Annotated in this window: 22 protein-coding genes and 1 pseudogene; 10 read left to right on the forward strand and 13 right to left on the reverse strand. The window is 71.1% G+C overall.

The window, feature by feature from the left end; translation table 11 throughout:
- From AB0H86_RS41555 to AB0H86_RS41570, 4 genes and pseudogenes are all read right to left on the reverse strand, one after another.
- A pseudogene (locus AB0H86_RS41555) lies at window positions 1-183 on the reverse strand (hypothetical protein); the annotation flags it as partial.
- Between the two features lie 94 nt (window positions 184-277).
- A complete protein-coding gene (locus AB0H86_RS41560; RefSeq protein ID WP_362451070.1) occupies window positions 278-1,039 on the reverse strand; it encodes an amino acid ABC transporter ATP-binding protein in 762 nt (253 codons plus the stop codon).
- Between the two features lie 31 nt (window positions 1,040-1,070).
- Entirely contained in the window at window positions 1,071-2,837 is a 1,767-nt protein-coding gene (locus AB0H86_RS41565; RefSeq protein WP_362451073.1) for an FAD/NAD(P)-binding protein, read from the reverse strand.
- The gene (locus AB0H86_RS41570) at window positions 2,834-3,691 is read right to left on the reverse strand and encodes an amino acid ABC transporter permease (protein WP_362451076.1); all 858 of its coding nucleotides are present in this window, start codon (window positions 3,689-3,691) and stop codon (window positions 2,834-2,836) included. The genes AB0H86_RS41565 and AB0H86_RS41570 overlap by 4 nt, the downstream gene beginning before the upstream one ends.
- A gap of 433 nt (window positions 3,692-4,124) precedes the next feature.
- On the opposite strand from AB0H86_RS41570, the gene AB0H86_RS41575 reads away from it, so the two are divergent.
- Window positions 4,125-5,078 (forward strand): ABC transporter substrate-binding protein, encoded by a 954-nt coding sequence (locus AB0H86_RS41575; protein WP_362451079.1) that lies wholly within the window; start codon window positions 4,125-4,127, stop codon window positions 5,076-5,078.
- A 112-nt stretch (window positions 5,079-5,190) separates the two neighbouring features.
- Here the strand turns inward: AB0H86_RS41575 and AB0H86_RS41580 are convergent, their stop codons facing one another.
- Window positions 5,191-6,363, reverse strand: coding sequence for a DUF5685 family protein (locus AB0H86_RS41580; protein ID WP_362451081.1), 1,173 nt, complete (start codon window positions 6,361-6,363; stop codon window positions 5,191-5,193).
- A 300-nt stretch (window positions 6,364-6,663) separates the two neighbouring features.
- On the opposite strand from AB0H86_RS41580, the gene AB0H86_RS41585 reads away from it, so the two are divergent.
- A complete protein-coding gene (locus AB0H86_RS41585; protein ID WP_362451084.1) occupies window positions 6,664-7,104 on the forward strand; it encodes a cell division protein SepF in 441 nt (146 codons plus the stop codon).
- A gap of 47 nt (window positions 7,105-7,151) precedes the next feature.
- On the opposite strand, the gene AB0H86_RS41590 is transcribed toward AB0H86_RS41585, so the two are convergent.
- Window positions 7,152-8,324 carry an acyl-CoA dehydrogenase family protein gene (locus AB0H86_RS41590; RefSeq protein WP_362451087.1) on the reverse strand — a complete coding sequence of 391 codons (1,173 nt, stop codon included), beginning with the start codon at window positions 8,322-8,324 and terminating at the stop codon, window positions 7,152-7,154.
- Between the two features lie 109 nt (window positions 8,325-8,433).
- A complete protein-coding gene (locus AB0H86_RS41595; protein ID WP_362451090.1) occupies window positions 8,434-10,035 on the reverse strand; it encodes an MFS transporter in 1,602 nt (533 codons plus the stop codon).
- A gap of 268 nt (window positions 10,036-10,303) precedes the next feature.
- Between AB0H86_RS41595 and AB0H86_RS41600 the strand changes: the two genes are divergently transcribed.
- Together AB0H86_RS41600 and AB0H86_RS41605 are read left to right on the forward strand one after the other, a co-directional pair.
- Window positions 10,304-11,527 carry a mannosyltransferase family protein gene (locus AB0H86_RS41600; protein ID WP_362451093.1) on the forward strand — a complete coding sequence of 408 codons (1,224 nt, stop codon included), beginning with the start codon at window positions 10,304-10,306 and terminating at the stop codon, window positions 11,525-11,527.
- Between the two features lie 248 nt (window positions 11,528-11,775).
- On the forward strand, window positions 11,776-12,777 hold the full coding sequence (locus AB0H86_RS41605; RefSeq protein WP_362451096.1) for a phosphatase PAP2 family protein: 1,002 nt from the start codon (window positions 11,776-11,778) through the stop codon (window positions 12,775-12,777).
- A 146-nt stretch (window positions 12,778-12,923) separates the two neighbouring features.
- On the opposite strand, the gene AB0H86_RS41610 is transcribed toward AB0H86_RS41605, so the two are convergent.
- Window positions 12,924-13,139 (reverse strand): I78 family peptidase inhibitor, encoded by a 216-nt coding sequence (locus tag AB0H86_RS41610; protein ID WP_362451098.1) that lies wholly within the window; start codon window positions 13,137-13,139, stop codon window positions 12,924-12,926.
- A gap of 429 nt (window positions 13,140-13,568) precedes the next feature.
- On the opposite strand from AB0H86_RS41610, the gene ctaD reads away from it, so the two are divergent.
- A complete protein-coding gene (gene ctaD / locus AB0H86_RS41615) occupies window positions 13,569-15,260 on the forward strand; it encodes a cytochrome c oxidase subunit I (RefSeq protein WP_362451100.1) in 1,692 nt (563 codons plus the stop codon).
- Here the strand turns inward: ctaD and AB0H86_RS41620 are convergent.
- From AB0H86_RS41620 to AB0H86_RS41630, 3 genes are all read right to left on the reverse strand, one after another.
- Window positions 15,142-16,179, reverse strand: a complete 1,038-nt coding sequence (locus AB0H86_RS41620) for a YafY family protein (protein WP_362451102.1) — start codon at window positions 16,177-16,179, stop codon at window positions 15,142-15,144. The two genes, ctaD and AB0H86_RS41620, sit on opposite strands and share 119 nt — an antisense overlap.
- A gap of 113 nt (window positions 16,180-16,292) precedes the next feature.
- Window positions 16,293-17,585 carry an ABC transporter substrate-binding protein gene (locus AB0H86_RS41625; RefSeq protein WP_362451105.1) on the reverse strand — a complete coding sequence of 431 codons (1,293 nt, stop codon included), beginning with the start codon at window positions 17,583-17,585 and terminating at the stop codon, window positions 16,293-16,295.
- The gene (locus AB0H86_RS41630; protein WP_362451186.1) at window positions 17,554-18,096 is read right to left on the reverse strand and encodes a hypothetical protein; all 543 of its coding nucleotides are present in this window, start codon (window positions 18,094-18,096) and stop codon (window positions 17,554-17,556) included. The genes AB0H86_RS41625 and AB0H86_RS41630 overlap by 32 nt, the downstream gene beginning before the upstream one ends.
- A 135-nt stretch (window positions 18,097-18,231) precedes the next feature.
- Here AB0H86_RS41630 and AB0H86_RS41635 point away from each other — a divergent pair, with 135 nt between their 5' ends.
- The 3 genes from AB0H86_RS41635 to AB0H86_RS41645 are packed head-to-tail and all read left to right on the forward strand — an operon-like array spanning window position 18,232 to window position 22,168.
- On the forward strand, window positions 18,232-18,708 hold the full coding sequence (locus AB0H86_RS41635; RefSeq protein ID WP_362451107.1) for a hypothetical protein: 477 nt from the start codon (window positions 18,232-18,234) through the stop codon (window positions 18,706-18,708).
- Complete coding sequence (locus tag AB0H86_RS41640) at window positions 18,708-21,401, forward strand: ATP-binding cassette domain-containing protein (protein ID WP_362451110.1); 2,694 nt, start codon at window positions 18,708-18,710, stop codon at window positions 21,399-21,401. The genes AB0H86_RS41635 and AB0H86_RS41640 overlap by 1 nt, the downstream gene beginning before the upstream one ends.
- A complete protein-coding gene (locus AB0H86_RS41645) occupies window positions 21,398-22,168 on the forward strand; it encodes an ATP-binding cassette domain-containing protein (RefSeq protein ID WP_362451112.1) in 771 nt (256 codons plus the stop codon). The genes AB0H86_RS41640 and AB0H86_RS41645 overlap by 4 nt, the downstream gene beginning before the upstream one ends.
- Here AB0H86_RS41645 and AB0H86_RS41650 read toward each other — a convergent pair.
- Together AB0H86_RS41650 and AB0H86_RS41655 are read right to left on the reverse strand one after the other, a co-directional pair.
- Window positions 22,128-22,694 (reverse strand): transglycosylase family protein, encoded by a 567-nt coding sequence (locus AB0H86_RS41650; RefSeq protein WP_362451114.1) that lies wholly within the window; start codon window positions 22,692-22,694, stop codon window positions 22,128-22,130. The two genes, AB0H86_RS41645 and AB0H86_RS41650, sit on opposite strands and share 41 nt — an antisense overlap.
- Before the next feature lie 121 nt (window positions 22,695-22,815).
- Entirely contained in the window at window positions 22,816-23,538 is a 723-nt protein-coding gene (locus AB0H86_RS41655) for a transglycosylase family protein (protein ID WP_362451116.1), read from the reverse strand.
- 541 nt (window positions 23,539-24,079) lie between these two features.
- Between AB0H86_RS41655 and AB0H86_RS41660 the strand changes: the two genes are divergently transcribed.
- Window positions 24,080-24,862 carry a hypothetical protein gene (locus AB0H86_RS41660; RefSeq protein ID WP_362451118.1) on the forward strand — a complete coding sequence of 261 codons (783 nt, stop codon included), beginning with the start codon at window positions 24,080-24,082 and terminating at the stop codon, window positions 24,860-24,862.
- An 87-nt stretch (window positions 24,863-24,949) separates the two neighbouring features.
- Entirely contained in the window at window positions 24,950-25,327 is a 378-nt protein-coding gene (locus AB0H86_RS41665) for a hypothetical protein (RefSeq protein ID WP_362451120.1), read from the forward strand.
- Window positions 25,328-25,475: the final 148 nt, after the last annotated feature.

The following is a 25,475-nucleotide window of genomic DNA, read 5'->3' on the forward strand; positions in this document are numbered from 1 at the left end:
GAATCGGTTTCTTGAGGAGCGGGCGGTGTTGACGCGCCAACCGCTGCGGGCGGACACCCCCCGGCCCGTCCCCTTGGCGCCGTGGGCGGGTGCGGCCGCCGGTGCCCGTGCGTCGACGTCTGCGGGCCAGTTCCCGGGGATGTCCGGAAGTCGCCCGTCCGGATAGTCGTCCAGCCGGTCCACGAACTCGTCGGGCCCGGGGGGGGTGAGGTGCGGGACGAGGATGAAGTCGTCGGCGGCGTCCCGCCGTGCGAACTCGTGGGGTAAGGGGCTGGTCTCAGAGGACCTTGGAGATGAACGCGCGTGTGCGGTCGTGCTGTGGGTGGTCCAGTACGTCGGCGGGCGGGCCCTGCTCGATGATCCGTCCGTCGTCCATGAACACCACCGTGTCGGCGACCTCTCGGGCGAAGCCGATCTCGTGGGTGACGACGATCATCGTGGTGCCCTGGTGGGCCAGGTCTCTGATGACGTCGAGGACCTCGCCGACCAGCTCGGGGTCGAGCGCGGAGGTCGGTTCGTCGAAGAGCAGCAGCCTGGGCTCCAGGGCCAACGCCCGGGCGATCGCCACCCGCTGCTGCTGTCCGCCGGAGAGTTGCTTCGGGTAGGCGTCCACCTTGTCGGCGAGGCCGACCCGGTCGAGCAGCCGGCGCGCGCTCTCGACAGCCTCCTTGCGGGGTCGCTTCAGCGCGAACACCGGGGCCTCGATGATGTTGTCCAGCACGGTGAGGTGTGGGAAGAGGTTGAAGTTCTGGAAGACGAAGCCGATGCGCGTGCGCTGCCTCAGCACCTCGCGCTCGGGCAGTTCGTGCAGTTTGTCGCCGTTGCGCCGGTAGCCGACCAGCTTTCCGTCCACGCTGATCGCGCCCCGGTCCACCTTCTCCAGGTGGTTGATGGTCCGCAGCAGTGTGGACTTGCCGGACCCGGACGGGCCCAGGATCACGGTGACCTCGCCGGCGCGCACGGCGAGGTCGACGCCCTTGAGCACTTCCAGCGGGCCGAAGCTCTTGTGTACGGACCTGATGTCGACCATGACGCTCATCGCGGAAATCCTTCGGGTAGACGTGGGTGTGTCATGCGGCCGCACGCCCGGAGAGCGCGGTCAGGAACGTCAGCGCGGCCCGGGCCGTCGCGTCGTTCTGCCGGAACGCAGGCCCGCCGGTGCGCGGCCGGGTGAACGCGCCCGGAGTACGGCCGTCGGTGTAGGGCCCGAGCGCGAAGCGCCGGGGGTGCGGCCGTCCGTCCCGGTCGACGAGCCGCCCGTCGGCGGGATCCACCCGGAGCAGCCCTTCCGGTGTCTCGGCCGCGCCGTCGGCGTGCAGTGCGCGCAGTAGGGGATCGCGGGCACGCTCGACCGTCGGCTCGGGCAGCCGTGCCTCGACCAGCGCGCGGGCCTCGACGGAGAACCCGGGCACGGTGGGGCTCGACGCCCGGAACACCCCGCCCTCGGCGGCGACGGTCATGTCGGCACCTACGAACCGTAGGACGCCCGCGCGGGAGAGGGCGAGCAGCTGTCTGAGCCGGGGGCCGGGCGGTCCGGAGGCCAGATAGCTGAAGAAGCCGTGCCACCAGGGGCCCACGTCCCCGAGCCGGACCAACTGACCGTAGACGGACAGCAGTCCGAGGAAAACCGCCAGGTCGGGGCTGTGCGCGGGATCGTGACGGCGGCCCAGGTCCCGCTCGACATAAGCCCGCAGTCCATCCTGGAACTCCTCGGAGGAGTCGTACCGCACCCCCTCCAGCGGGCGGTCCAGTGCGGCGAGGTCGAGCCGGTCGGCGGGGTCGGGTACGGCGGCGGCGACCAGGGCGGCACGCCCCGCCGGATCGTCGACGGTCGCGTACTTCTCCTCGAAGACGCTCCATGTCACGCCGGTCCGCTCGGGATGGACGGTGAACAGCCGGTGGTAGTGCGCGAAGCCCAGCTCCTTCTCCACCAGCGGCCACACGTCCCGCCGGAAGTCGAAGCCGTCCGGCCTGGCAAGCAGCCCGTTCACCTCGGCGGGGCCGAAGAACCGGGGCAGCGGCGGCCGTTCGCCGGTCCAGTCGTAGCCGATCTTCGAGTGGTACGGCACTCCACGCCGCGAACCGACGTACAGGACCGGCTCCCGTCCGGAGGGCACATAGGTGTCTCCGTCGTACCGCCCGCCCCGGCCCTCGGTGAGCAGCACCATCAGGTCGACGAAGGCGAGCCCGAAGCCGCGGACCAGGACGGGTTCGCCGGGTGCGAGTGGGGACAGGTCGCTGTCGGCGGTGAAGTCCGGCGGCAGGTGGACCAAACCGTGGTCGCGCGCGTGGGCGGCCAACTCGCTCTGCTGATCGTCCAGTTCGGCGTCGAGGTGGCCGAGGGCCAGGACGACGAGGTCGGCGAGCAGCGGGCGGGGGCGGCCCTCCAGCCACACCTGCTGGCGCCCCTCGGACGGTCCGTCGACGCGCAGGGCTCGGCGCGGATGGTGGTGGACGGTGACGCCCGGCGGCAGGGAGGCCACCGCCCGCTCGTGCACCCAGCGCAGATAGGCGCCCTGGATCCGCCGGTCGGCGAAGGTGCGGCCGTCGATGCCGGCCCACTCGTGCAGCGTGGGCCCCTCGGTGACGGGGCCGGCCATGTCGACCGTCTCGTCGGTGAACATGGTGACGTCCTCGGCGTGCGAGTTCATCCACAGCAGCGACGACTGGGCCTCGCGCCAGATGCGTCCGGCGCCCGGCGGATGCGGGTCGACCAGGTGGATGTCGAGGCCCGAACCGGCGTACAGCTCGGGCGCGTTGGCGGCGATCCGCTCTATCAGACCGGTTCCCCGCGGCCCGCCCCCGACGATCACCAGGGAGGGTCGGTCAGCGCTCATCGGGTGCGCTCCGAGCCGCGCGCGTAGTGCTTCTCGACGTAGTGCTGGCCGAGGCTGAGCACCGAGGTGACCACGGTGTACCAGACGGTGGCCACCATCAGCAGCGGGATGATCTGGTAAGTGCGGTGGTAGACGAGCTGCACCGAGTAGAGCAGGTCCTGGACCGCGATGACGCTGACGATGGAGGTGCCCTTGAGGGTGCCGATCAGCATGTTGCCGGCCGGCGGCACGATGGAGCGCATCGCCTGCGGGAGCACGATCCGCCACCAGCGGCGCCACCGGCTCAGGCCGAGTGCCTGTGCGGCCTCGACCTGCCCGCGGTCGACGGAGAGGATGCCGCCCCGGACGACCTCGGCGGCGTACGCGGCCTCGTGCAGGGTGAGGCCGATGATGGCGACGGTGACCGGTCCCAGCAGGTTCACGGTCTTCACGCCGAGGATCTGCGGGTACAGCGCCCCGATGTTGAACCACAGCAGCAGCTGCACCAGGATCGGGATCGACCGGAACAGCCAGACATACCCCCAACTGACGCTTCTCAGCACGGGGTTGGCGGACAGCCGGAAGGCGGCGAGCAGGGTGCCCAGCGCGAAACCGAGCACCATCACGACCGCGGTCAGCCACAGGGTGAGCCACAGGCCGCGCAGCACGGCGTCCGAGGTGAAGTAGTCGGCGACGACGTCCCACTGGAACGCCTCGTTGCGCAGCACGGAGTTGACGGCGAGCGCCAGCAGCACCAGCACGGCGACGGCGGCCGTCCACTGGCCGAACCGGCGTTGCGGGACGATCCGCAGGGAATCCGCGTGGTCCGGGATGTCCGGTGGGGCGGGGGTTTTGGCGAGGGTGTCGGAGGACATGCGAGGGCTCCGTGGCATCGAGTTGTCGAACTCGGGTGATGCCTTCACACGGCGGTGCGCACGGACGCGATACAGCGCCGGCGCGGAACACGGCCGAGCCCCTCAGCAAGGTCGCATCCTGAGAGTACGGGGCCGTTTCCGGTCGCTGTCAAGGCTGTCCAGAGTGTGAGCAGTACGTCTCAAGTCGGTTGACGCACAACCGGATGCCTGTTCCACTTACCCCATGCATCCACAGCAGTGGCTGGTCAAGCGCTCCCACATCGACTTCGGTCGCGTGTGGTCCTCTTCCTGTTGAGCTGACCCACTGCACGCCCCGACCCTCTGAACTCGCGGGCGTTTTCGCGTTCTCCCTTTCGTTTCGCCTTCACACGCGCTCCCCTCCCCTCACCCAGCGCTTTCTTCGCCTTCCGCTTTTTTCAGGAGACCGCACACGATGCGTACGCCCCTGCATGCCCGTAAAAACCTTTTTGCCGCTTTTTCCCTGATCACTTCGGCGACCCTGTTCCTCACCGCGTGCGGCTCCGGTGCGGGCGACTCCACCGGGGGAACCGCGAACGCCGCGGCCCAGTCCGACGAGATCCCCACCAAGGACGTCGTCTCCGCCATCAAGAAGGACGAGGCGGCCGCCAAGCTGCTGCCGTCCGGTGCGCGGAGCCTCACCCTCGCCGTCAGCGTCTCCGGTCAACCGCCCGGCACGTCGATCCTGGACGACGGAAAGACCCTGGCCGGCCAGGACGTCGACTTCGCGAACGCCGTCGCCAAGGTCCTCGGCATCAAGCTCACGACCGAACAGGCCAGCTTCGAGGCGATCCTGCCGGCCCTCGACAGCGGCAAGTACGACCTCGGCGTCGGCAACTTCGGTGTGACCGACGAGCGCCGCAAGACCATCGACTTCGTCACCTACATCAATGACGGCCAGGGCTTCGCCACCCGCAAGGACAGCGACCTGTCCAAGGTCACCGACCTGCGGCAGCTGTGCGGCCTGAACATCGCGACCGGCGCGGGCACCACCTTCGAGGCCACCCTGGAGGACAGTCGGCACCTGTGCACCGACGCCGGCAAGAAGGCGTACAAGGTGCAGACCTACAGCGAACAGGGGGCGATCTGGTCCTCGCTCCAGCAGGGCCGCAGCGATGTCGTGATGTCCACGATCAACGGCCTGCGCTACGCGGTCGCCCGCCAGGAAGGCGTGAAGTTCCTCAACGAGTTCCACCGTCTCGACGTCGGCTTCGCCTTCAAGAAGGGCACCAAGCTGGCGCCCGCGTTCCGGGCCGCGGTGAACAAGCTCATCGCGGACGGGACGTACGACAGGATCCTGAAGAAGTGGGGTACGACGGGCTCGGCGCTCACCACGTCACGGATCTCACCTCCGGAACTGAAGAACTAACGCCGTGGCGGGCAATGTGGCAGGCAATAGCGCCGGCTGCTGTCGCCCGACCGCGGTGTGGGGCGCGGCGCCCAATAGTTGCAGCCGCGATCTCACCAGTGACGCCCCGGCCTCAGCAGTCGCAGCCGCAGTCACAGCCGTCGCAACCGCAGTCGCACCCGTCACCGCAGCAGTTCGCGCAGCAGTCGCAACCCTCACAGCAGTCGGTGGGGTCGCACAGTCCCTCCCGGCGCTCCCGGCTCCAGGGGTCCTCGAACTCCCCGCAGCACATCTGGCAGGTGCAGGCCAGCCCCAGCCACACCGCGCACCCGGCGAGGAGCCCGCGCCGGTCGCGGTGCGGCGGTTCCGGGGGCGGGGCGCCGGGACCACCGGGCGGGGCGTACGGCCCGGACGGCTGAGGTCCGTGCGGCTCGGGCCGGTGCGCGCAGGACGCGGTGCCGAACGCCCGGTCCACAGAGGTGCGCAGTTCGTGCACGAGCAGTCTGTGCGCGAGCTTCGCGTCCGTGAACTCGGCCTCGCGCAACGCGAGCCGTATGCCGTGTACGGCGTCGTCCGCGAGCCGCCGGGCCTCCGTCAGGGACGTTCCGGTCGCGGTGAGGGGGTTCCAGGCACCTAGAGCAGCGTCCGTCTCCCTGTCCTCCACGGCGTCCAGCAGGTGCGCGAGCCGGCCGAAGAGGCGGCCGGCCTCGGCGAGCGGCCCGGCGTTGCCGGGACGGTCGGCCAGGATCGCGGTGTGCGCGAAGGCGGCGGCGGTGGCGGTCTCCGTGGGTTCGGTGACCGTCAGCAGGGGCGTGCCGAGCCCCGCCAGGGCCTCCACACCGACCTGCCGGTCCACGGCGTCGACGAGTACGGCGGTGTCGAACCCGACGTCAAAACCCGTCCGTCCCCCCGCCCGGCCCCAGCTCACGGCGACTCGGCGCGCGGCGAGCGCCACCGGTTTCCGGGCCAGCAGCCCGTCCCTGTCGGCGACATGGTCGCGCACCTTGGCCGAGGCGAGCACCAGCGAGACGGCGGCCGCGAGCCGCGCCCCCTCACCGTGCGCGACGGAAGCGGTCCGCATTCCGCGCAGCGGGCAGGGTCCCGCCTTACGCCGTCCTCCCCCGCTTCGTTCGGCCTGAGCTTCCGTCAAAACGGATATCAGCAGCCCGTCGTAGTTGGTCACGACCCGGGCGAACTGTCCGTGGTCCTTACGCAGTGCGAGGCACAGCCCGCACAAATGCGCCATCCACTGGGTTTTGAGGCTTTCACCGAGCCGGTGACGGCAGGGCCTGACGATTCCGAACACAACGATCCCCCGAGGTGCGTACGGCGTTGAACTGCGAAGAGCTGCGGCATCGTACCGATCTCGCCGTTCACCCGTACGCACCGCCCATCACCCGTACGCCGTGAAGAATCATATTTCACTCACAGTCAGCAGCTGTTTGCGGAACGACCCTTGGGACACTTGGACTCTCGACGGATTCGCTGTGCACCAGTACCGTCACAAACCCCCCGCTCGGCGTCTATCCACATGGCGCACCGTCCGCATCATGGATGACCATAGGGATGCGGAAAGCAAGAAAGACCGCTGTGAGAGGAGGCGTCCATGGGATCGGTTCGCAAGGCGAGTGCCTGGCTCGGCCTCGTTGACGACAACGACGACGAGCGTTACTACGACGACGACTACTCCGAAGGGACCGAGCAGCCCGGGGATGCCTGGGTGACGGACCCGCGGGTCAAGGTGGCGTCCGACGTCGCCGAGGAGAAGGGCCGCCGGATCGGCACGGTCACCCCGGACAGCTTCCGGGACGCCCGCGCCATCGGCGAGCTGTTCCGCGAAGGCGTCCCGGTCATCATGAACCTCACGGCCATGGAGGCGGGCGACGCCAAGCGTGTCGTCGACTTCGCGGCCGGGCTGATCTTCGGCCTGCGCGGTTCGATCGACCGGGTGTCCAGCCGGGTGTTCCTGCTGACGCCCGCCGACACGGAGATCATCAGCGGAGAGGCTGCCGCGCACCGGACGGACGGTTTCTTCAACCAGAGCTGAGGCAGGGCCGCTCGCCGGCCCTGCCTCCCGCGGGGTCAGATCCGCCGCTACCGGAAGGCGTCGAGTCCGGTGAGCGCCTTGCCCAGCACGAGCTGGTGCATCTCGACGGTGCCCTCATAGGTGAGCACCGACTCGAGATTGGTCGCGTGCCGCATCACGGGGTACTCCAGCGAGATCCCGTTGGCACCGAGGATGGTACGGGCGGTCCGGCAGATCTCGATCGCCTCCCGTACGTTGTTGAGCTTGCCGAAGCTGACCTGCTCGGGACGCAGGCGGCCGGCGTCCATGCGCCGCCCCAGGTGATGGGCGAGCAGAATCCCCTTGTGCAGTTCGACCGCCATGTCGGCGAGCTTGGCCTGGGTCAGCTGGAACCCGCCGATGGGCCGCCCGAACTGCTCCCGCGTCTTGGCGTAGTCGACAGCCGTCTCGAAGCACGACCGCGCCGCGCCCATGGCCCCCCAGACGATGCCGTAGCGGGCGTGCGACAGACAGCTGAGCGGCCCGCGCAGCCCCGCACCCTGAGGCAGTACGGCGTCGGCGGGCAGTCGTACGTCGTCGAGCACGAGTTCGCTGGTGACGGAGGCGCGCAGGGACCACTTGTGCTTGATCTCCGGGGCGGCGAACCCGGGACTGTCGGTGGGGACGACGAACCCGCGAATCCCGTCGTCGGTCTGCGCCCACACCACGGCGACACCCGCGACGGACCCGTTGGTGATCCACATCTTCCGGCCGTTGAGGACCCAGTCGCCGCCGTCCCGTTTGGCGTACGTCCGCATGGAGGCGGGGTCGGAGCCGTGGTCGGGTTCGGTGAGCCCGAAGCAGCCGATGACCTCCCCGGCTGCCATGCGCGGAAGCCAGCCCTGCTTCTGCTCCTCGGAGCCGAACCGATGGATGGCGTACATGGCGAGGGAGCCCTGAACGGAGACGAGGGACCGGATCCCGGAGTCGGCGGCCTCCAGCTCCAGACAGGCGAGCCCGTACTGCACGGCACTCGCCCCGGCGCACCCGTACCCGCTGAGCGACATCCCGAGCGCCCCGATCCCGCCCAGTTCCCGGGCGAGCTCCCGCATCCCGGGCAGTTCCCCGCTCTCGTACCACTGCGCGACATGGGGCAGGACCCGGTCCGCGGCCCAGTCCCGCACGGTGGCCCTGATCGCCAGGTCCTCCGGATCGAGCAGGTCGTCGATACCGAGGGGGTCGGCGGGGTCGAACGGGGGCATGAGCACGTCCTCTCGCAAACTAGCACCGCTAGTTACACGTCCGCTCCCGACGGTACGACGGAGCGTCCCGCACGTCCAGGACCTGGCGCACGTGGAGGGGAGCGTCGCGTCAAGCGGAGACGCGGGACTCCGCGACCTCCCGAGGCGCGGGGATCCCCGCCTCCACCGCGGGAGCCTCGCACTGCATCACTCGTGGCAAGCGCAGCGCCATCACCGCGCCCAGCACCAACAACCCCGCGCTCACCAGCAACGTCACATGCAGCCCGTGCACGAAACAGTCCCGAGCCGTGCGCCGCAGGGCCACCCCGGCAGGGCCCCCGAGCTGCCCGGCGACGTCGTACGCCTCGCCCAGCGAATGCCCCGCCGACGCCGACGCCGACGCCGGAACACCGGGCACCGACGACAAGCCGGGGGTGTACGCCGCGTTCATCACACTGCCGAGCAGCGCGATCCCGATCCCCGCACCCAGCTGGTACGAGGTCTCGCCGATCGCCGCCGCCCCGCCCGCCTGCTCCGGCGGAGCCTCGCTCAGCATCGACTCGTACGCCCCGAACAGCGTCGTCTCCAGCCCGAAGCCGAGCAGCACGAACCCGGACAGCATCAGGCCGGGGTTGTCCTCGCCGCCCATCGCCGTCATCAGCAGGACAGCCACCGCCGTCAGGCAGAACCCGAGGCTCACCATCCGCCGGGGCCCGAACCGCCGTAGCATCCGCGCCCCGGCCAGCCCCGCCGCCATCGCGGCGACGGTCAGCGGCAGCAGCCGTAGCCCGGTCTCCAGCGGGGACAGCCCCAGCACCAACTGGAGATACTGCGCCGCGATCAGTTCGAGGCCCACCAGCGCGAGCATCGCCAGCACGATGCAGCCCACCGACGTACTGAACGCCGGCCGAGCGAACATCCGCAGGTCCACCAGCGGATGCGCCCGGCGCCGCTGACGCCGTACGAACAGAACGATCAGAGTCGTCCCCACGGCCAGCGGCACCACCGTGAACGCGTCCAGCTCCCCGCTGCCGAGCCGCTTCACACCCAGCACCAGGCCGAACAGCCCGGCCGCCGCCATCAGCGCGCCGACCACGTCCCAGGGCCCGCGTCCGTCCCCCTTCGACTCGGGCAGCAGCAACCGCCCGACGGGCAGGCTGACCAGCATCAACGGAATGTTGACGAGGAACACCGAGCCCCACCAGAAGTGCTCCAGGAGGAAGCCGCCGAGCAGCGGACCGACCGCCGCGCCGACCGCCGCCACCGCACTCCAGATACCGATCGCGAGCGCCCGCTCCCGCCGGTCCGGAAAGACCTGGCGCAGGATCGACAGCGTCGCGGGCATGATCATCGCGCCGCCGACCCCGAGCAGCGCCCGCGCCGCGATCAGTACCTGGGCGGTCTCGGCGAGGGCGGCCATGGCGGAGGCGACGCCGAACAGGCCGTATCCGAGCAGCAGGATCCTTCTGCGGCCGACGCGGTCGCCGAGCGTGCCGAAGAGGATCAGCAGCGAGGCGCAGACGAGCGGATAGATGTCGACGATCCAGAGCAGCTCGATCGCGCCGGGCCTGAGGTCCTCGGTGACGGCGGGCACCGCCACGTGCAGCACGGTGGCGTCGACAGCGACCAGGAGCAGGCTGACGCACAGGACGACGAGAACGACCCAGCGGTTGGCACCGGCCCCGGCCGCCCGCCGGCGCAGCGCAGCGGCGGCCGTGGTCGTCCCGGACATGCGCGTACCTCCCAGATGTTCCTCGCGTTCGGCGGGCTCACGGGTGGGACTCCCGTGACTCGGCCGGAGAGAAGCGGTGGTCTCCGGCCCGCGCAGCGAACGGCGAGTGACACGTCAGAGTACGCGAGTCCGCGCCGGGGCCGAGTGGCGGACCTCTCAGAGGAGTACGGAACAGGTGTGGCTTACACCACTTCTCCTCCCTCTCCTCATTTCTCTCACCGAGACCCCACGGACCGCCCGGTTCGGTCCGCGGTCGATAATCGGGCCCGTGACCGATCTTGAGACGCGCGGGGCCCGGCCCGGCGCCGCGACCCTGCGCCGGGCGGCCCCGGCTCTGCTCGGGTACGCGGCCGTGCGCGCCCTGGGGCTGCTGACGCTGGCCCTGTGGAGCGCCGCCCGTGACAAGAGCGGGTACACGCTGCTGACCGCCCGCTGGGACTCGCTGTGGTACACGCGGGTCGCCGAGCTGGGATACGGCTACGAGGTGCGCCTGCCGAACGGCGACGTGCACTCCAACCTCGCGTTCTTCCCGCTGCTGCCGTGGCTGGAGCGGCTGCTGGCCGCCGTGACCCCGCTGTCGTACGCCGACGCGGGCTTCGTCGTCGCACTGCTCACCTCGCTCGCGGCGGCCTGGGGGATCTTCGCCGTCACGGACCATGTGTACGGCCGTACGGAGAACGGCGCGGGGCGTGGCCTCGGCGGGGTGGCGGCGGAAGACGGGCGGGTCGGCGTCTGCGCGGTCCTGCTGTGGGCCGTGCTGCCCGTCGGGATCGTGCAGTCGATGGCGTACAGCGAGTCGCTGTTCACCGCGCTGGCCGCCTGGTCGCTGTACGCGGTCCTGACCGGCCGGTGGGTGACGGCGGGCGCGCTGGCCTCGCTGGCGGGCCTGACCCGGCCGGTGGGGCTCGCGGTGGTCGCGGCGGTGTGGGTGGCGGCGATCGCCTCGTTCGCCCGGGACCGAAGCGCGGGCCGCGCGGCCCCGGGCGGCACACGCGTCACGACGCGCGCCCTCGGCATGCTGCTCGCCCCCCTGGGAGCCGCCGCCTACGTCCTGTGGGTCGGCCACCGCACCGGCAAGGGCACGCTCGGCTATCTCGACGTGCAGGCCGGCTGGCGCAACGGCTTCGACGGCGGCTACGCCTTCGCCCGCTTCGTCGCCGACAAGTTCACGTCGTTCCCCTCGGCCCTGGCGGGCATGGGGCTGATCGTCGGGGTCGGGCTGATCGTCTGGCTGTACGTCGTCTGCGTCCGCCAGGGCCAGCCGCTGCCCCTCCTGGTGTACTCGGGGGTCGTCACCGCCCTCGCCCTGTGCGCGTCGAGCTACTTCGGCTCGAAACCGCGTCTGCTGCTGCCGGCCTTCCCCCTGCTGCTGCCGCTGGCCCGGACCCTGGCCCGCGCGCGTCCTCGCAGGTCGGCGCTGGTTCTGGGCGCGGTCGCGGTGGCCTCGGCGGTGTACGGGGCGTTCTGGCTGAACGGCTCCGGTCCGCCATGATCGACCACGAGGCGTGCACGAGCGTCAGTGAGCGTCCGGATAATTCCACCCCATGATTCGGTGAACGAATTCATAAGGGCCATAAAACCCCCACCCAAAACGATCAAAGGAATTGAAGGGGGCGCCCGTCCGGCATTGCGGATTCCTCGGAAATAAACCTCGCCCTGAGATGAATCCCACATCACATGGTCATCACAAAGCCGTGGATTCGACCGGGACCTGAGCTCACTCGCTGTAACGTCGATTGGGTGCGTACCGAACGAAACCTCACCCGTCTGGACCGGGTGTTCGCCAGGCTCGACCGTGAGCCGGAACGACCGGCCCACCTCGATGTGCCGAAGATGAGCCGGCACCGAGTCGCGCTGCTCGCCGGAACCCTCGCGTTCTATCTGGCGATGGTGTGGCTCGTGGTGATCACCTCATGGCTGGTCCGTCTCGACTGGCAGGTCATGTTCTTCCGCCCGTACCAGCAGTGGGCGGGCATCCACTGGTTCGTCGACTACTACGTGGTGCTCGGCCAGCGCGGCCCCACCGCGGTGATGGTCGCCGCCTGGCTGGGCTGGCGTTCCTGGCGGCAGCACACGCTGCGCCCGCTGCTGACCCTGGGCGCCTCGCTGCTGCTGCTGAACATCACGGTCGGCGCCGCCAAGCTCGGCATGGGCAGGCTCGGTCCGCACTACGCGACCAGCATCGGCTCGAACGAGATGGGTCTGGGCGGCGATATATTTCCCAGCGGCCATACCGCCAACGCCGTGGTGACCTGGGGCATCCTGGCGTATCTGGCCTCCACCCCGGGAGCGCGCCGCTGGCTGTCCGCCGTGTCCGCGGTGGTGTCGCTCGGCGTCGGCATGGCCACCGTCTACCTCGGTACGCACTGGCTCAGCGATGTGCTGCTCGGCTGGACCGCCGGCCTGCTGGTGCTGCTGGCGCTGCCCTGGTGCGAGCCGCTGATCGCCCGCGCCGAGGCCGAGATCTTCGACCTGCGCGACCGCCGACGCGCCCGCCGTGGCAGCCCGGCCCCCGTGCCGCTCTCGCCCGTCGAGACGCCCGTGCGGCTCAAGCCGCGTGCCGTTCCCCAGAACGAGACCGCGGCCCGTTCCCCCCGGGCACCCGTCTACCTGGCCCCGGGGCCGCACACGGCCCGCTCGGAGCGCACGCCGGTCACCCCGGTCGGCAGCCGCCGGCCACCGCACCCGGACCGCGTCATGCGGGGCGCCAACCCGGCGGCCCGCCCCGTGACCGGCGGCTGACCTCCCCCACCGCCGAACACCTGGGAGTACCCCCGTCCGGACAGCGAGCGGGTCCGGTACGCACAGCCCAGCCCCGCCCGGCATACGGCATACGGCGACGGCCCCCGCTCCTCTACCGGAGCGGGGGCCGTCGCCGTGTGCCGTGCTCAGCCCTTCCAGGCCCGGGCCACCTGACCGTCCTTCACCTCGAAGTTCAGGCGACCGCTCCGGTATTCCATCGTGATGATGGCCCCCGGCGGCAGCGAGCGGACCGTCGACCACCCCCGCTCGCGGGCGAGCCGTTCGGCCCCGTCGGCGTCGAGGCCGACATAGGTGTCCGGGCTGTCGTCGGGTTCGGCGGGAGGTGTCGGAATCGGTGCCATACGGCCACGCTAGGCGTTGTCCGCCGACCGGGGAAGTCCGGGCTTGTGCCGCAGGTCACTCGTCCGTCCCCGGTCACGCTTCTGTCACAGAACAACGACACTCGTTTCGGCCTAACTCCGTCACACGTACGAGCGGTTTCGTACGCCTTCCGCTGGTATTCGAACGCAATTCCCGCGTGTCGCGCGGGCCGCGGGAAAAGCCCGGCGGAAAGTTCCGGAAGAAACGTCCCGGCTCCCTTTCCCCCCACCGATTCGGAACGGGTCCACGGGAACTGACCCCGCATAGGAAATACACGGTCGCGGCACAGAACCCCCCGTATCCCCCTGTCGGAGCACATGCCGACGCGAGCACCTCGGCGGCAGCTCGCGGGTACGCGTGGCGGGGGCTTCAGCGGGCCCTGGGCGCGACGAGCGAAGGGCGAGCGAGCGATGGGGACGCAGACCGTACAGGCGACGGCCCGACCCGAGCCACGGCAGACGCGCGGGCGCGTGATCGTCGACTGGCTGACCACCACCGACCACAAGACGATCGGCCACCTCTACCTGATCACGTCGTTCCTGTTCTTCCTGATCGCCGGTGTCATGGCGCTGCTGATGCGCGCCGAGCTCGCCCGCCCCGGGCTGCAGATCATGGACAACCAGCAGTTCAACCAGCTGTTCACGATGCACGGCACGATCATGCTGCTGCTGTTCGCGACACCGAGTTTCGCGGGCTTCGCCAATGAGCTGATGCCGCTGCAGATCGGCTCCCCGGACGTCGCCTTCCCCCGGCTGAACATGCTGTCGTACTGGCTGTTCCTCTTCGGCGGCCTGATCGTGCTGGGCTCGCTGCTGGTGCCGTCCGGACCGGCCGCGTACGGCTGGTTCGCCTACGCGCCGCTGAACGACTCCGTGCACTCCCCCGGGGTCGGCCCCGACCTGTGGATCATGGGCCTGGCGCTGGCCGGCTTCGGCACGATCCTCGGCGCCGTCAACTTCGTCACCACGATCATCGGGATGCGCGCGCCCGGCATGACGATGTTCCGGATGCCGATCTTCGTCTGGAACACCCTGTTCACGTCGATCATGGTCCTGATGGCGTTCCCGGTGCTCGCGGCGGACCTGCTGGTCCTGGAGGCGGACCGGCGGTTCGGCGCGCAGGTCTTCCAGGCGGCCAACGGCGGGGCGCTGCTGTGGCAGCACCTGTTCTGGTTCTTCGGCCATCCCGAGGTGTACATCATCGCGCTGCCGTTCTTCGGCATCATCACGGAGATCATCCCGGTCTTCAGCCGCAAGCCGATCTTCGGCTATCTGACGCTGGTCGGGGCGACGATGGCGATCACCGGTCTGTCGATGGTGGTGTGGGCGCACCACATGTTCGCGACCGGCGCGGTGCTGCTGCCGTTCTTCTCGTTCATGAGCTTCCTGATCGCGGTGCCGACGGGCGTGAAGTTCTTCAACTGGACCGGCACCATGATCAAGGGCTCACTGTCCTTCGAGACGCCGATGCTGTGGGCGGTGGGCTTCCTGGTGACGTTCCTCCTCGGCGGTCTGACCGGGGTGATCCTGGCGTCGCCGCCGATGGACTTCCATGTCACGGACTCGTACTTCGTGGTCGCCCACTTCCACTACGTCGTCTTCGGCACCGTCGTCTTCGCGGTCTTCGCCGGCTTCTTCTTCTGGTGGCCGAAGTTCACCGGGAAGATGCTCGACGAGCGGCTCGGCAAGATCCAGTTCTGGACGCTGTTCGTCGGCTTCCACATGACCTTCCTGGTGCAGCACTGGCTGGGCGCGGAGGGCATGCCGCGGCGCTACGCGGACTACCTCGCCGCCGACGGCTTCACCGCGCTCAACACCCTCTCGACGGTCGGCGCGTTCCTGCTGGGCCTCTCCACGCTGCCGTTCCTCTACAACGTCTGGAAGACCTCCCAGTACGGCGAGAAGGTCGGCGTCGACGACCCGTGGGGCTACGGCCGCTCGCTGGAGTGGGCGACCTCCTGCCCGCCGCCCCGGCACAACTTCCTCACCCTGCCCCGGGTCCGCTCCGACGCCCCGGCGTTCGATCTGCACCATCCCGAGTACGCGGCCCAGATCCCCCAGCCCGAGCCAAAGAGCGAGCAAGCCGGTCCCGAGCGCTCCTGATCGCCTCGGTCAGCTCGGCCGGCTCCAGCACCTCGAACTCGAGGCCCAGCATCATCACGTGGATCACCATCACGTCGAGGTTCGCGGCGCCCGTGCGCAGGACACAGGTGTCCGGCCCGTCGGGCTCCAGCGTCCCGGCGGACGGCGACACGCGCTCGGCGGCCTCCTCCAGCGGCACCAGCAGCCGGACGGCCGCGTGCGAGGCGTACGCGCGCGTGGAGACCCCCTGGGAGACATACGCGGCGAGATCGTCTGCGGGCGGTCTGCGGGGGGCGAAGCGCGGGCCGTGCGGGGGCGTGGGCGTGACGCGGTCGACACGGAACGTTCGCCAGTCGTCGCGGTCGACGTCCCAGGCGACCAGGTACCAGCGGCGCTCGCTGCACACCAGGCGGTGCGGTTCGACGGTACGGCGGCTGGTGGCGCCACCGTGATCGCGGTACTCGAAGCGGAGGCGCTCCGCGTCCCGGCAGAGGTGGGCGAGCTCGGTGAGGACGGCCGGATCCACGGTGGAGGGAGCGGGACCGCGCAGCATCGGCACGGTGAAGGCGTTCAGGGCGCTCACGCGGCGGCGCAGCCGGCCCGGCAGCACCTGCTCCAGCTTGGCGAGCGCCCGCACCGAGGTCTCGCCGATACCGTCGATGCCCTGCCCGGCGGCCGTGCGCAGCCCCACGGCGATCGCGACGGCCTCGTCGTCGTCCAGCAGCAGCGGGGGCAGCTCGGCGCCCACACCCAGCTGGTAGCCGCCGCCGGTGCCGGGGCTTGCATTGACGGGATAGCCCAGTTCGCGCAGCCGGTCCACGTCCCGGCGGACCGTGCGCGGGGTGACACCGAGACGGTCGGCCAGATCGGCACCGGACCAGTCGCGGTGGGCCTGGAGCAGCGAGAGCAGACGCAGCAGACGTGCCGAGGTCTCCAACATGCGGCCGAGTCTGCCAGCGATCGCGGACAGCCACTGTCCGCGATGGACGTCAGGAGCCGGTCCGGTCCACGGACACCGTGAGGTCGTTGTCGCGCGACCCTCTGGTTTGCCTGTCACGGCTGATACGGCAGCTGCGGGACGTCGAAGCAGGTGCTGTTCATGTCTCCTTGCGAGACCCATCCCCGGCCGTCCGTCCAACGGGCCACGGACAGACAGGTCCGGCGGCTCTTCGGCGGTGTCGCCAGCCGCTCGAACACGACCGGAACGAGCAGACCGTCGGCGGTGTATCCCTCGCTGCGGTTCATGAAGGCGTCCACGCACGCGCGCGTGACACCGGACGCGGCACACGACCTCGCCGCGTTCGTGAACCACCGCGCGGCCGCCCAGCCCTCCAACTGCCACTGCGTGTGCGTCTTCAGCGTCCTGGTGGCGTCCCGGAACTCCCGTACGGCCTCGTGCCCGGTGTCCTCGTAGTTGCGGCTGGAGGCGGTCGCCCACAGGGAGTTGCGGCAGCGCGGGGCGTCCTTGTAGTCGTCGGGCACGGTGGACGTCCAGTTCTGCACGTTCGTGACCTTGGCGGTGACCTCGACGCCGGCGTCGTCCATCGCCTCGCACAGGCGGGCGTTGCCGTGCGTGTCGATGGCGTCGAGGACGAGGTCGACGCCCTGCTCCTTCAGGTCGGCCGCCACGGCACGGAAGTTGGGCAGCGCGAAGTCGACCTGCTCGGTGACCACCCGGTATCCCTCGGCCTTCAGTCCCCGCTCGATGAGCGAGGCGTAGGCGGCGGACGCGGCCTGGTTGTAGGAGACGACGGCGGCGGTACGGGCCCCGTGCTCGCGCTTGAAGTACCGGTACACCTCCGTTCCGCCGTACTGCCTGCCGGACCAGCCGGTGGTGCCGTCGCGGGGTGCGAGGCTGCCGTAGATGCCGTAGAGGTGCGGGTAGGTGTCGTAGGCGGGCCCGATCGGCTGGCCGCCGATGTCGGGCACGCGCGCGCGGGAGACGCGGGAGGCGCCCGCGTAGTCGAGGGCGGTGGTGGCGACCAGGGCGACCACCTTGTCCTCGTCGATCAGCCGGTGCACGCAGGTGTTGTCGCCGACGCCGCTGCCGCCGTCGTCGCACTCGCGCACCTCGACCCGGCGGCCGTCGACGCCCCCGCGCGCGTTGAGACGCTCGAAGTAGGCCTTGGCGCCGTCGCGCGGGCCGGTGAAGGTGTCGCCGCCCACGGGGCTGGTGGCGCTGGTGATGATGCCGACGCGGATCGGGGTGCTGTCCTGGGCGGGGGTGGCCCGGTCACGGTCCTCGAAGTCGCTCTCCGGCAGGCGGCTGCCGCACGCCGTGCCCACCGCGACCAGCAGGACGGCGACGACGGCCTCAGCAGCCCGGGAGCGCCGACGCCGAGGCATTGCCGCTCAGTTGGACGAGCGCGCACAGCGTGGAGACGGACACCTTCCAGGTGCCGTCCTGTGCGACCGCCGTTCCGGAGGCGTTCGGCAGGGCGGTGGCCCCGTTCAGGAGCAGCGTGTACGTCACCCTCGCCCCGGTGGGCCCGGTGAACTCCACCTTGGTGACGTCCGCCCGGACCTGCCCGCCGCGCTGGTCACCGCTGAAGGCCGCCAGTACGGGAGCCATCCGCTCGCCGTTCTCCAGGACGGCCTGCTTGTCCTTCGCGGGGGTCTTCGGGTCGAAGAACTTCTGCCAGTTCTGTCTGATCTCCCGCTGGGCCGCCGCCTTGTCGGCGGGTGCGGTCGCCGCCGGTGCGCTCGTCGTCTGCTCGACCGAGGGCGACGGGGGCGTACTCTCGTCGCCGCCGCCGCTGTCGTCGCCGCATGCCGTGAGGGCCGAGGCGAGGACGAACACCACCGCCACCAGCCCTCGGCCGCCTTTCCCCCGCCTGAGGTCGCTCCCGAGAACCATCTGGCTCACCACCGGGTGTCGGTCCGGGCCATGCGCGCCCGGTGCTTTCAGGGTCAGCTTCCAGAAGGCATAGTGCAAGTCATCGGCTGACATGGACAGACACATGCGCGGACACATGACGTGTGGGAGCCAGAGATGCGGACAGCCCGACTGCGGACCGTTCACCCCGTCCTGTGGGCCGGCTGGGCAGCGCTCGCCGCGGGCGCGGTGCTGTGCGTCCTCGGCTGGTACGGCGTCTCGGGCGAGCGGTACGCCGAGCGTCAGCTGCCCTACCTCGCGTCCTGCACGGTCCCCGGCGCGGCCCTGATCATCGCCGGGGCGGTCCTGCTCACCCACGGCCGCACCGCGCTGGCCGCCGCCCGCGTGGAGGAGCTGTACGGCCTTCTGGTGGCCGCCGAGCCCGTCGACACGGAGGAGACCGGGCAGGCGGCGAACGCGCCCCTCGCGGTCAGCGGGGATCTGCTGATGGTGCCGGGCGGCACCCTGTGGCACCGCGCGGACTGTCCGCTGGTCGCGGGGAAGGCGGAGGCCGTGCCGGTGGACTCCAAGCTGGTGGCGAGTGGTGAGCTGGGCCCCTGCCCGATCTGCGAGCCCGTCGAAGAAACCGACTGATGTCCTCGCTCACCTACGACCTCACGCTCGCGGGGCTGTCGGTCGGCAGCGCCGCCGCGCTCACCGGGATCGGCCTGGTCGTGACGTACCGGGCGACCGGGGTGCTCAACTTCGCGCACGGGGCGGTCGCGATGGTGTGCGCGTACGTGCTGCGGCAGTGCGTGGTCGAGTGGGGCTGGCCTCTGTGGGCGGGGGCGACGGTGACGCTGGTGGTCCTCGCCCCCGGCCTGGGCCTGGTGCTGGAGCGGTTCGTTTTCCGGCCGCTGTCCGTCCTGGGCCAGGACCCCGCGCAGACACTGGTCGCCGCCATCGGTGTGTTCGTGCTGCTGGTCGGCGGGGCCGCGCTGGTGTGGGGGCAGGGGGCCCGGGACGACGCGCCGGAGCTGGTGTCGGCGGACCCCTGGGGGCAGCTCGCCGTGGTCCTGGTGCTGGCCGCGGGGGTCGGTGTGGTGATCCGCCGGACCCGTTTCGGGCGGGAGCTGCGGGCGGTGGTGGACGACCGGAGGCTGGCCGTGCTCGGCGGGATCGACGCCGACCGGGTGGCCGCGGCGGGCTGGGCGTTCGGCTCGTTCACGGCGGGTCTGACGGGGGTTCTGCTGGCGCCGTACGTGCGCCTCGACCCGTACGGTCTGCCGCTGCTCGTCATGGAGGTGGTGGCGGTCGCGGTGGCCGCGCGGATGCGGAGTGTTCCGGTCGCGGTGGTGGTGGCGCTGGGCATCGGGGTGGCGCAGAGTCAGCTGACGCGGCTGCATCCGGCGGGCTGGGGCGAGCCGTTGCTCCAGGCGATCGGCGCGAACCTCTTTGTGGTGGCTCTGCTGGTCGCGGCCCTGGCGCTGCCGCGGATCGGCACCCGGGACGCGCTGCCGCGCACGGCCACCGCGCGGGTGCCGACGCCGTCCGGCGTCTGGATCGTGGCCGTCGTGCTGTTCCTGCTGCCGCTCGGTTTCGCCGGCTCGGACCTGCACACGGCGATCCAGGTGCCCGCGCTCGGTGTGGTGCTGCTGTCCCTGGTGGTGGTCACCGGGCGCGGCGGGCAGATCTCGCTCGGACAGGCGGCGTACGCCGGTCTGGGCGCCCTGTTCACCGCGCTGCTCGCGGCGGGCCGCTTCCCGGGCCTGCCGCGCCTGCCGGAGCTGGCGGCACTGGCGGTGGCGGTGGTCCTGGTGGCTCCGCTCGGCGTCCTGACGGGCTGGCCGGCGATCAGCCGCCAGGGGCTGGCCCTCGCGCTGGCGACCTTCGCGGTCGGCGTCGGGGTGAGCCGTTTCGTCTTCGCGCAGCCGTACGCCGTCTCCGGGCTGTCGCTGGGCCGCCCGGCGGGCTTCGACGGGGACCGCGCCTACTACGTCCTGGAGTTGTCCCTGCTGGCGGCCGCGCTGCTGGCGACGCACACCCTGCGCGGAGGCCGCACCGGCCGGGCCCTCGCCGCCATGCGCGACCACGAGGCGGGCGCGTCGGCGTCCGGTGTCCAGGTCCCGTCCCTGAAGCTCCTGGCCTTCGTCGCGGGCGCCGCCCTGGCCGCCCTCGGCGGCGGCATGCTCGGCATGGGCCTGCGTGCCTTCGACCCCGGCGCGTACGACCCCGTCCGCGGCCTCTTCTGGTTCGCCGCGGTGGTGGTCCTGGGCGCCGACAGCACCCTGGGCGCCCTGGCCGCCGCGGCCCTCCTCGTGGGTCTGGACGCGGGCGCGCGGGGCGGGGTCGCGGCGGCCCTGATCGGAGTGCTGGCCGTCCTCGTGGGACGCTTCCCCGGCGGACCGTACGAGGCTCTGCGCACGGCGACGGGGTGGCTGCGGCGACGGGCCGCGCTGACGCCGTTGGGCGCGCGGGTACGGCGGACGCTGCGGCCGGTGCGGCAGCGGGCCGCACCCCGATCCGCGCCGACGGGCGCGACCGCGTCGGCACCCGGGGGTGTGACCTCGCGGGCCCCCGCGTCCGGTCCCGAACCGGCCCCACCGCCCTCGCGCCGGGAGCCTCCACCCCGCCCGGACCACCCCGTCCTCACCGCCCGTCACCTCCACGCCCGCTACGACCACTTCACCGCCGTCGACGGGGTCGACCTCGACGTCCCGCCCGGGAAGGTCACCGCGATCGTCGGCCCCAACGGAGCCGGAAAGAGCACGCTGTTCCACTGCCTGGCCGGGACGCACCGCCCCTCGGGCGGGCAGGTCCTCTTCGGCGGACGGGACGTCACACGGCTGGCCGCGCATGCCCGGACCCGGCTCGGAATCGCCCGCACCTTCCAACAACTGGCCGTTTTCCCGTCGCTGACCGTGGCCGAGAACGTTCGGGTCGGTGCGGAGCAGGGGCGTGCGGGGCGTGTCGCCGATCCGGGCGCCGTGGAGCGGGAGTTGCGGCTGCTCGGGCTCGACGGACCGGTGCGCGCGCTGCCCGCCGCCGGGCTGCCCACGGGCACGCTGCGCCGCGTAGAGCTGGCCCGGGCCCTGGCCGGCGGGCCGCGCGTACTGCTGCTCGACGAGCCCGCGGCCGGTCTGGACACCGCCGAAGTCGCCGCGCTCACCAAGCTTCTGAAGGCCCTGGCCGCCGACGGCACCGCCCTGCTCGTCGTCGAGCACGACCTCGACCTGGTCGCCGATCTCGCCGACGTCGTCCATGTCATGGCCGCGGGCCGCATCGTCGCCTCCGGCCCGCCCGACCGCGTCCTCGACCTCCTCGGCTCCCGGGAGGCCCCGGTATGACCGCCACCCTGGAACTGCGCCACGCGCGCGTGCGCTACGGCCCCTTGGAAGCCCTGCACGGCGTCACCCTGGCCGCCCCCGGCCCCGGCCTCACCGTCCTGCTCGGCCGCAACGGCTCCGGTCGTACGACCGTCCTGCGGGCGCTGGCCGGGACCGTGCCGTTGTCCGGCGGCGCGGTCATCTGGGACGGCACCGACGTCACCCGCCTGCCCGCGTTCCAGCGCGCCCGGCGCGGACTGTGCATGGTCCCCGAGCGCCGGGCGGTGTTCGCCTCCCTCACCGTGCGCGAGAACCTCGAACTCGCCGCACTGGCCCGCGACACCGCCCCGATCCAGGACGCCGGACCGATCCGCACCACCACCCCCGCCGCCCCCTCGTACGACCTCGCCCTGGACGCCTATCCCCAGCTGCGTCCCCTGCTCGCCCGCCGCGCCGGCACGCTCTCCGGTGGCGAGCAGCGCATGCTCGCCCTCTCCCGGGCCCTGCTGGCACACGCGCGCGTGGTGCTCGTCGACGAGCCCGCGCAGGGCATGTCACCGACGGTGGCGGCCCACACGTACGACCTGCTGGGCGGGCTCGACGCGTGCGTGGTCGTCGCCGAGCAGCGGCTGCCGCCCGGACTGCGCGGCCGGGCGGCACTGGTGTACGAACTGCGCCGCGGCACCGTCGCCTTCAGCGGCGAGGCGGGCGAGTTCCAGCGGCGGGGAGCGGTGGACCGGACACCGCCTAGTAACGGGCGAAGGACCGGGCCGAGCCCTTCGGGATGACCAGCAGCGTGTCCGGGTACAGGAGCTCCGGACGAGAGCCGATCGTCTTCCTGTTCTCTTCGTAGAGCTTCTTCCAGCCGCCCTTGACGCCGTACTTGTGGGCGATCGAGGACAGCGTGTCGCCGGTTTTCACGGTGTGCATACGGCCCTTGAGCCCGTAGCGCGCGGAGCAGGCCGGCCAGGCCTTCCAGCCCTGCACGGCCAGCAGCTTCTGGGCGACGGCGATCTGTTCCTTGCGGGTGGCCAGGTCCGCGCGCGGGGCGTACTTCAGGCCGCCGAACTCCCTCCAGGTGGGCTGCCAGAACTGCAGCCCCCCGTAGTAGCCGTTCCCGGTGTTCGCGTGCCAGCGCCCGCTGCTCTCGCACTCGGCGACACAGCCCCAGGGCCACTGGTCCTTCGCGCACTCGTGGAGCACGCGCGTGTGCGGCGGTCCGGAAACCGGCGGTGACGGTGCCGCGTACGCCGCGCCGGGGGCGAGGATGAGCAGGGCGGCGGCCAGGGCGAGTTCGATCGGCTTGGGGAACATTCGCTCACGCTAAGCAGCCGGTGCCACGGGGCCGCCCCGGCGCGTCCTAGAAGCCCGAGGGCCCCACCCGGTCGGCGGACCGGATGGGGCCCCGTGCCCGGGACGACGGGGAGCGCGACGCTCAGATGTCGAGGCGCTGTCCGGGCACGATCACGTCGGGGTCCCCGCCGATGGCGGCCTTGTTGGCGGCGTACAGCCGCTGCCAGGTGGTCCCGTGCCCGGCGGCGATACCGCTCAGCGTGTCGCCCGCACGGACGGTGTAGTCACCTCGGGACGAACCCCGGGCCACGTGCTGGGTCGAACGCTCCGGTGCGTTGGTGGAACGCTCCGATGCCCTGGTGGAACGTTCCGGCGTGCTGGTCGAGCGCTCCGGCGCCTTGTAGGTCTTCGACGGAGCGGAGTTCGTGGTCCCCGTACCGGAGGAGGAGACCCCGGGTGCGCTCCCGGACGCTCCGGCCCGTGCCGAGCAGGTGGGCCAGGCGCCCCATCCCTGGGCCCGCTGGACCTTGGTGGCCACGGCGATCTGCTGGTCCCTGCCGGCCTGGTCGGCGGTCGCCGCGTAGGCCGTCCCGCCGTACGCCCGCCAGGTGGAGGCGGAGAACTGGAGTCCTCCGTAGTAGCCGTTGCCGGTGTTGATGTGCCAGTTGCCGCCGCTCTCGCACTGGGCGATGCGGTCCCACACCCCGCCGTCCGCCGCCGTGGCGTTGCCGGTCGCGGCCAGCACTCCCAGCGGGGCGAGCAGTGCCGCCCCGGCGAGGACCGCCGCGGTACGGGCCTGGCTCCTGCCGGGAGCCTTCTGCGCCTGACGAACGTTGTCGCGAGTGGTATCGGCACATTCGGACATGTAGTTCCCTCTCCAAGGACTCGGGGTCCCCCAAGGCCATTCGCCACGGCCCGGGTTCGTACCCGGTCGTCGCGCTCCGCCCCCGTCCGCCGGAAGGTGGTGCTCAAAGCCTGTGCGGTGCTGGTCGGCGGACGTACCCGAGCGGTGCTCGCTGCACACGGCGAGGAATGTATGAGGGCGATCGGTCAAGATCAAGCAACCGCTTGTCCTCCCAGGCCAGTTCACCGTTACCGCGAGTACAGACGACTTCCGGTCACCCACTTCATTCGCTGATTTCCGGATTTGTCGACCAGCAGCCGTGACGACCTGTGACCCAGTTCACCGTCCCAACCTCCTTGCGCTTCCGTGGAGTTGACGATGAGTGCCACCTTCCACACACTCTGTGACCTCGCACGTTGGATGGTTCGATTCCATTCGCCGTGGGGCCGTGACTCCCGCCACAGGTCACCCGTTGTCTCCTTCATGAGCCCGGGACTCACCCGGTTTCACGGGCCGGGAGCCACCCGGTCCCGCCACGCACCACATCCCGAGGGAGCCACCCGTGCCGCGCATGCTCGACGTCAGCGACGAGGTACGTGCCGAGATCGGCGACGAAGAAGCAGACCGGCTGCTCGCCGGAGAGAACGCCCCCGGCAGTTACGACTGCACGTCGTGCCGCACCCCGGGCGACTCCGCACAGGAGCGCACCAGCACCGTCCTGTTCATCGGCGACGAGACCGCCGTCCTGGCCTTCGCCCACTCCAGCTGCCTGCCGTCCCAGGTCGTACAGGTCACCGAGGAGCAGCTCCAGGGCGCGGTGAGGTCCATCACCGGTGACACCGTCGACCTGGAGCCGGACAAGATCGCGCCCGAGCAGGCCGTACTCGGGGTGACCAGCGGACTCGTCCTGATCGCCGGGGAGTTGCACCCCGCGCTGGTCGTCGAGCCGACGGCGCCGATCGCGCGGCCCGGTGCGACGGGCGCCGGCGACGACTTCCTGCCGCTCCTGATCGAGCAGGGGTTCATGCCGCTGACGGCCATCGAGTCCGCGCCGTCCGTGCTGCACGGCTGGTCGGTGCTGCTGGCCGTGGGCCAGCTGCACGCGGTGCTGCAGCCGTCGCCGAACGGCGGACAGCCGATCGCCTGGTGGCAGGCGCATCAGCCGCTTCAGGTGACGGAGAGCTGGCGGGCCGCGGCGAACAAGCACCAGCAAGTGCTCATGTTCGCCGCGCCGGTGGGGTCGATCGGCCGGCAGCCGCGTGAGGACCTGCTGCGGGACGCGCTGGACAAGGCCGCGGCGAGCGGGAAGTTGGTCGCGGCGGCGCTGCCGCTCGCGGGGACCTGAGCACCGTCGGTTCCGGGGCCGCCACGGCGCCCCTAAAGGGCGCTCCCCAGCCGCATCCCCGATGGCTCGGGGTCGTTTGGACATAACGTGCACACCTACGACGTTCCCCGCCGCCAGCCCTACCACCCGGTTCCGTCCGCGCGGCCGACTCAGGACCTCCTGGGAGGCCCATCGGCCACGCCGATCTACGACGCGCTCTACGCCGAGTACGTCAGGTCGTTCCGTTCGCTGCCGGGGGACCGCAGCGGCGAGGAGGAGCTGGGCTTCACCGCCTTCGGGAACACGCCGCACAGTACGGGCACGTTCAGCAACTCCTACAGTGCCTACAGCGCGGGGGCGTACAGCGCACGACAGCAGTCGCAGTGGCAGCGGGTGGGGCAGATCGGGCATCAGCCCAGCACGCACGGCACCGGAATGCACCATGTTCCGGCGGCGCTGCCGCCCGGGCCTCGCAGGGGCGTCTGAAACGGTCCGAGGTGTTCCACGTATGAGGAGGGGCGGGGCCGGCCGGGGCCGCCCCCCCCACAACAACCCGCACAAAGAATTAGCGCCCCGAGAACCCCACCCCCCCCCCCACGGGGAGGGCGGGGCGGAGGACAACCAAAACACAACC

The sequence above is a fragment of the Streptomyces sp. NPDC050997 genome (assembly GCF_040660135.1).
In the GTDB taxonomy this organism is placed as follows: domain Bacteria; phylum Actinomycetota; class Actinomycetes; order Streptomycetales; family Streptomycetaceae; genus Streptomyces.

What these genes read in the sequence shown, in the direction of transcription:
- AB0H86_RS41560 (WP_362451070.1), bottom strand. Translation starts at nt 1,039, where the DNA reads ATGAGCGTCATGGTCGACATCAGGTCCGTACACAAGAGCTTCGGCCCG.
- AB0H86_RS41565 (WP_362451073.1), bottom strand. Translation starts at nt 2,837, where the DNA reads ATGAGCGCTGACCGACCCTCCCTGGTGATCGTCGGGGGCGGGCCGCGG.
- AB0H86_RS41570 (WP_362451076.1), bottom strand. Translation starts at nt 3,691, where the DNA reads ATGTCCTCCGACACCCTCGCCAAAACCCCCGCCCCACCGGACATCCCG.
- AB0H86_RS41575 (WP_362451079.1), top strand. Translation starts at nt 4,125, where the DNA reads ATGCGTACGCCCCTGCATGCCCGTAAAAACCTTTTTGCCGCTTTTTCC.
- AB0H86_RS41585 (WP_362451084.1), top strand. Translation starts at nt 6,664, where the DNA reads ATGGGATCGGTTCGCAAGGCGAGTGCCTGGCTCGGCCTCGTTGACGAC.
- AB0H86_RS41590 (WP_362451087.1), bottom strand. Translation starts at nt 8,324, where the DNA reads ATGCCCCCGTTCGACCCCGCCGACCCCCTCGGTATCGACGACCTGCTC.
- AB0H86_RS41595 (WP_362451090.1), bottom strand. Translation starts at nt 10,035, where the DNA reads ATGTCCGGGACGACCACGGCCGCCGCTGCGCTGCGCCGGCGGGCGGCC.
- AB0H86_RS41610 (WP_362451098.1), bottom strand. Translation starts at nt 13,139, where the DNA reads ATGGCACCGATTCCGACACCTCCCGCCGAACCCGACGACAGCCCGGAC.
- ctaD (WP_362451100.1), top strand. Translation starts at nt 13,569, where the DNA reads ATGGGGACGCAGACCGTACAGGCGACGGCCCGACCCGAGCCACGGCAG.
- AB0H86_RS41620 (WP_362451102.1), bottom strand. Translation starts at nt 16,179, where the DNA reads ATGTTGGAGACCTCGGCACGTCTGCTGCGTCTGCTCTCGCTGCTCCAG.
- AB0H86_RS41625 (WP_362451105.1), bottom strand. Translation starts at nt 17,585, where the DNA reads ATGCCTCGGCGTCGGCGCTCCCGGGCTGCTGAGGCCGTCGTCGCCGTC.
- AB0H86_RS41630 (WP_362451186.1), bottom strand. Translation starts at nt 18,096, where the DNA reads ATGGTTCTCGGGAGCGACCTCAGGCGGGGGAAAGGCGGCCGAGGGCTG.
- AB0H86_RS41635 (WP_362451107.1), top strand. Translation starts at nt 18,232, where the DNA reads ATGCGGACAGCCCGACTGCGGACCGTTCACCCCGTCCTGTGGGCCGGC.
- AB0H86_RS41640 (WP_362451110.1), top strand. Translation starts at nt 18,708, where the DNA reads ATGTCCTCGCTCACCTACGACCTCACGCTCGCGGGGCTGTCGGTCGGC.
- AB0H86_RS41645 (WP_362451112.1), top strand. Translation starts at nt 21,398, where the DNA reads ATGACCGCCACCCTGGAACTGCGCCACGCGCGCGTGCGCTACGGCCCC.
- AB0H86_RS41650 (WP_362451114.1), bottom strand. Translation starts at nt 22,694, where the DNA reads ATGTTCCCCAAGCCGATCGAACTCGCCCTGGCCGCCGCCCTGCTCATC.
- AB0H86_RS41655 (WP_362451116.1), bottom strand. Translation starts at nt 23,538, where the DNA reads ATGTCCGAATGTGCCGATACCACTCGCGACAACGTTCGTCAGGCGCAG.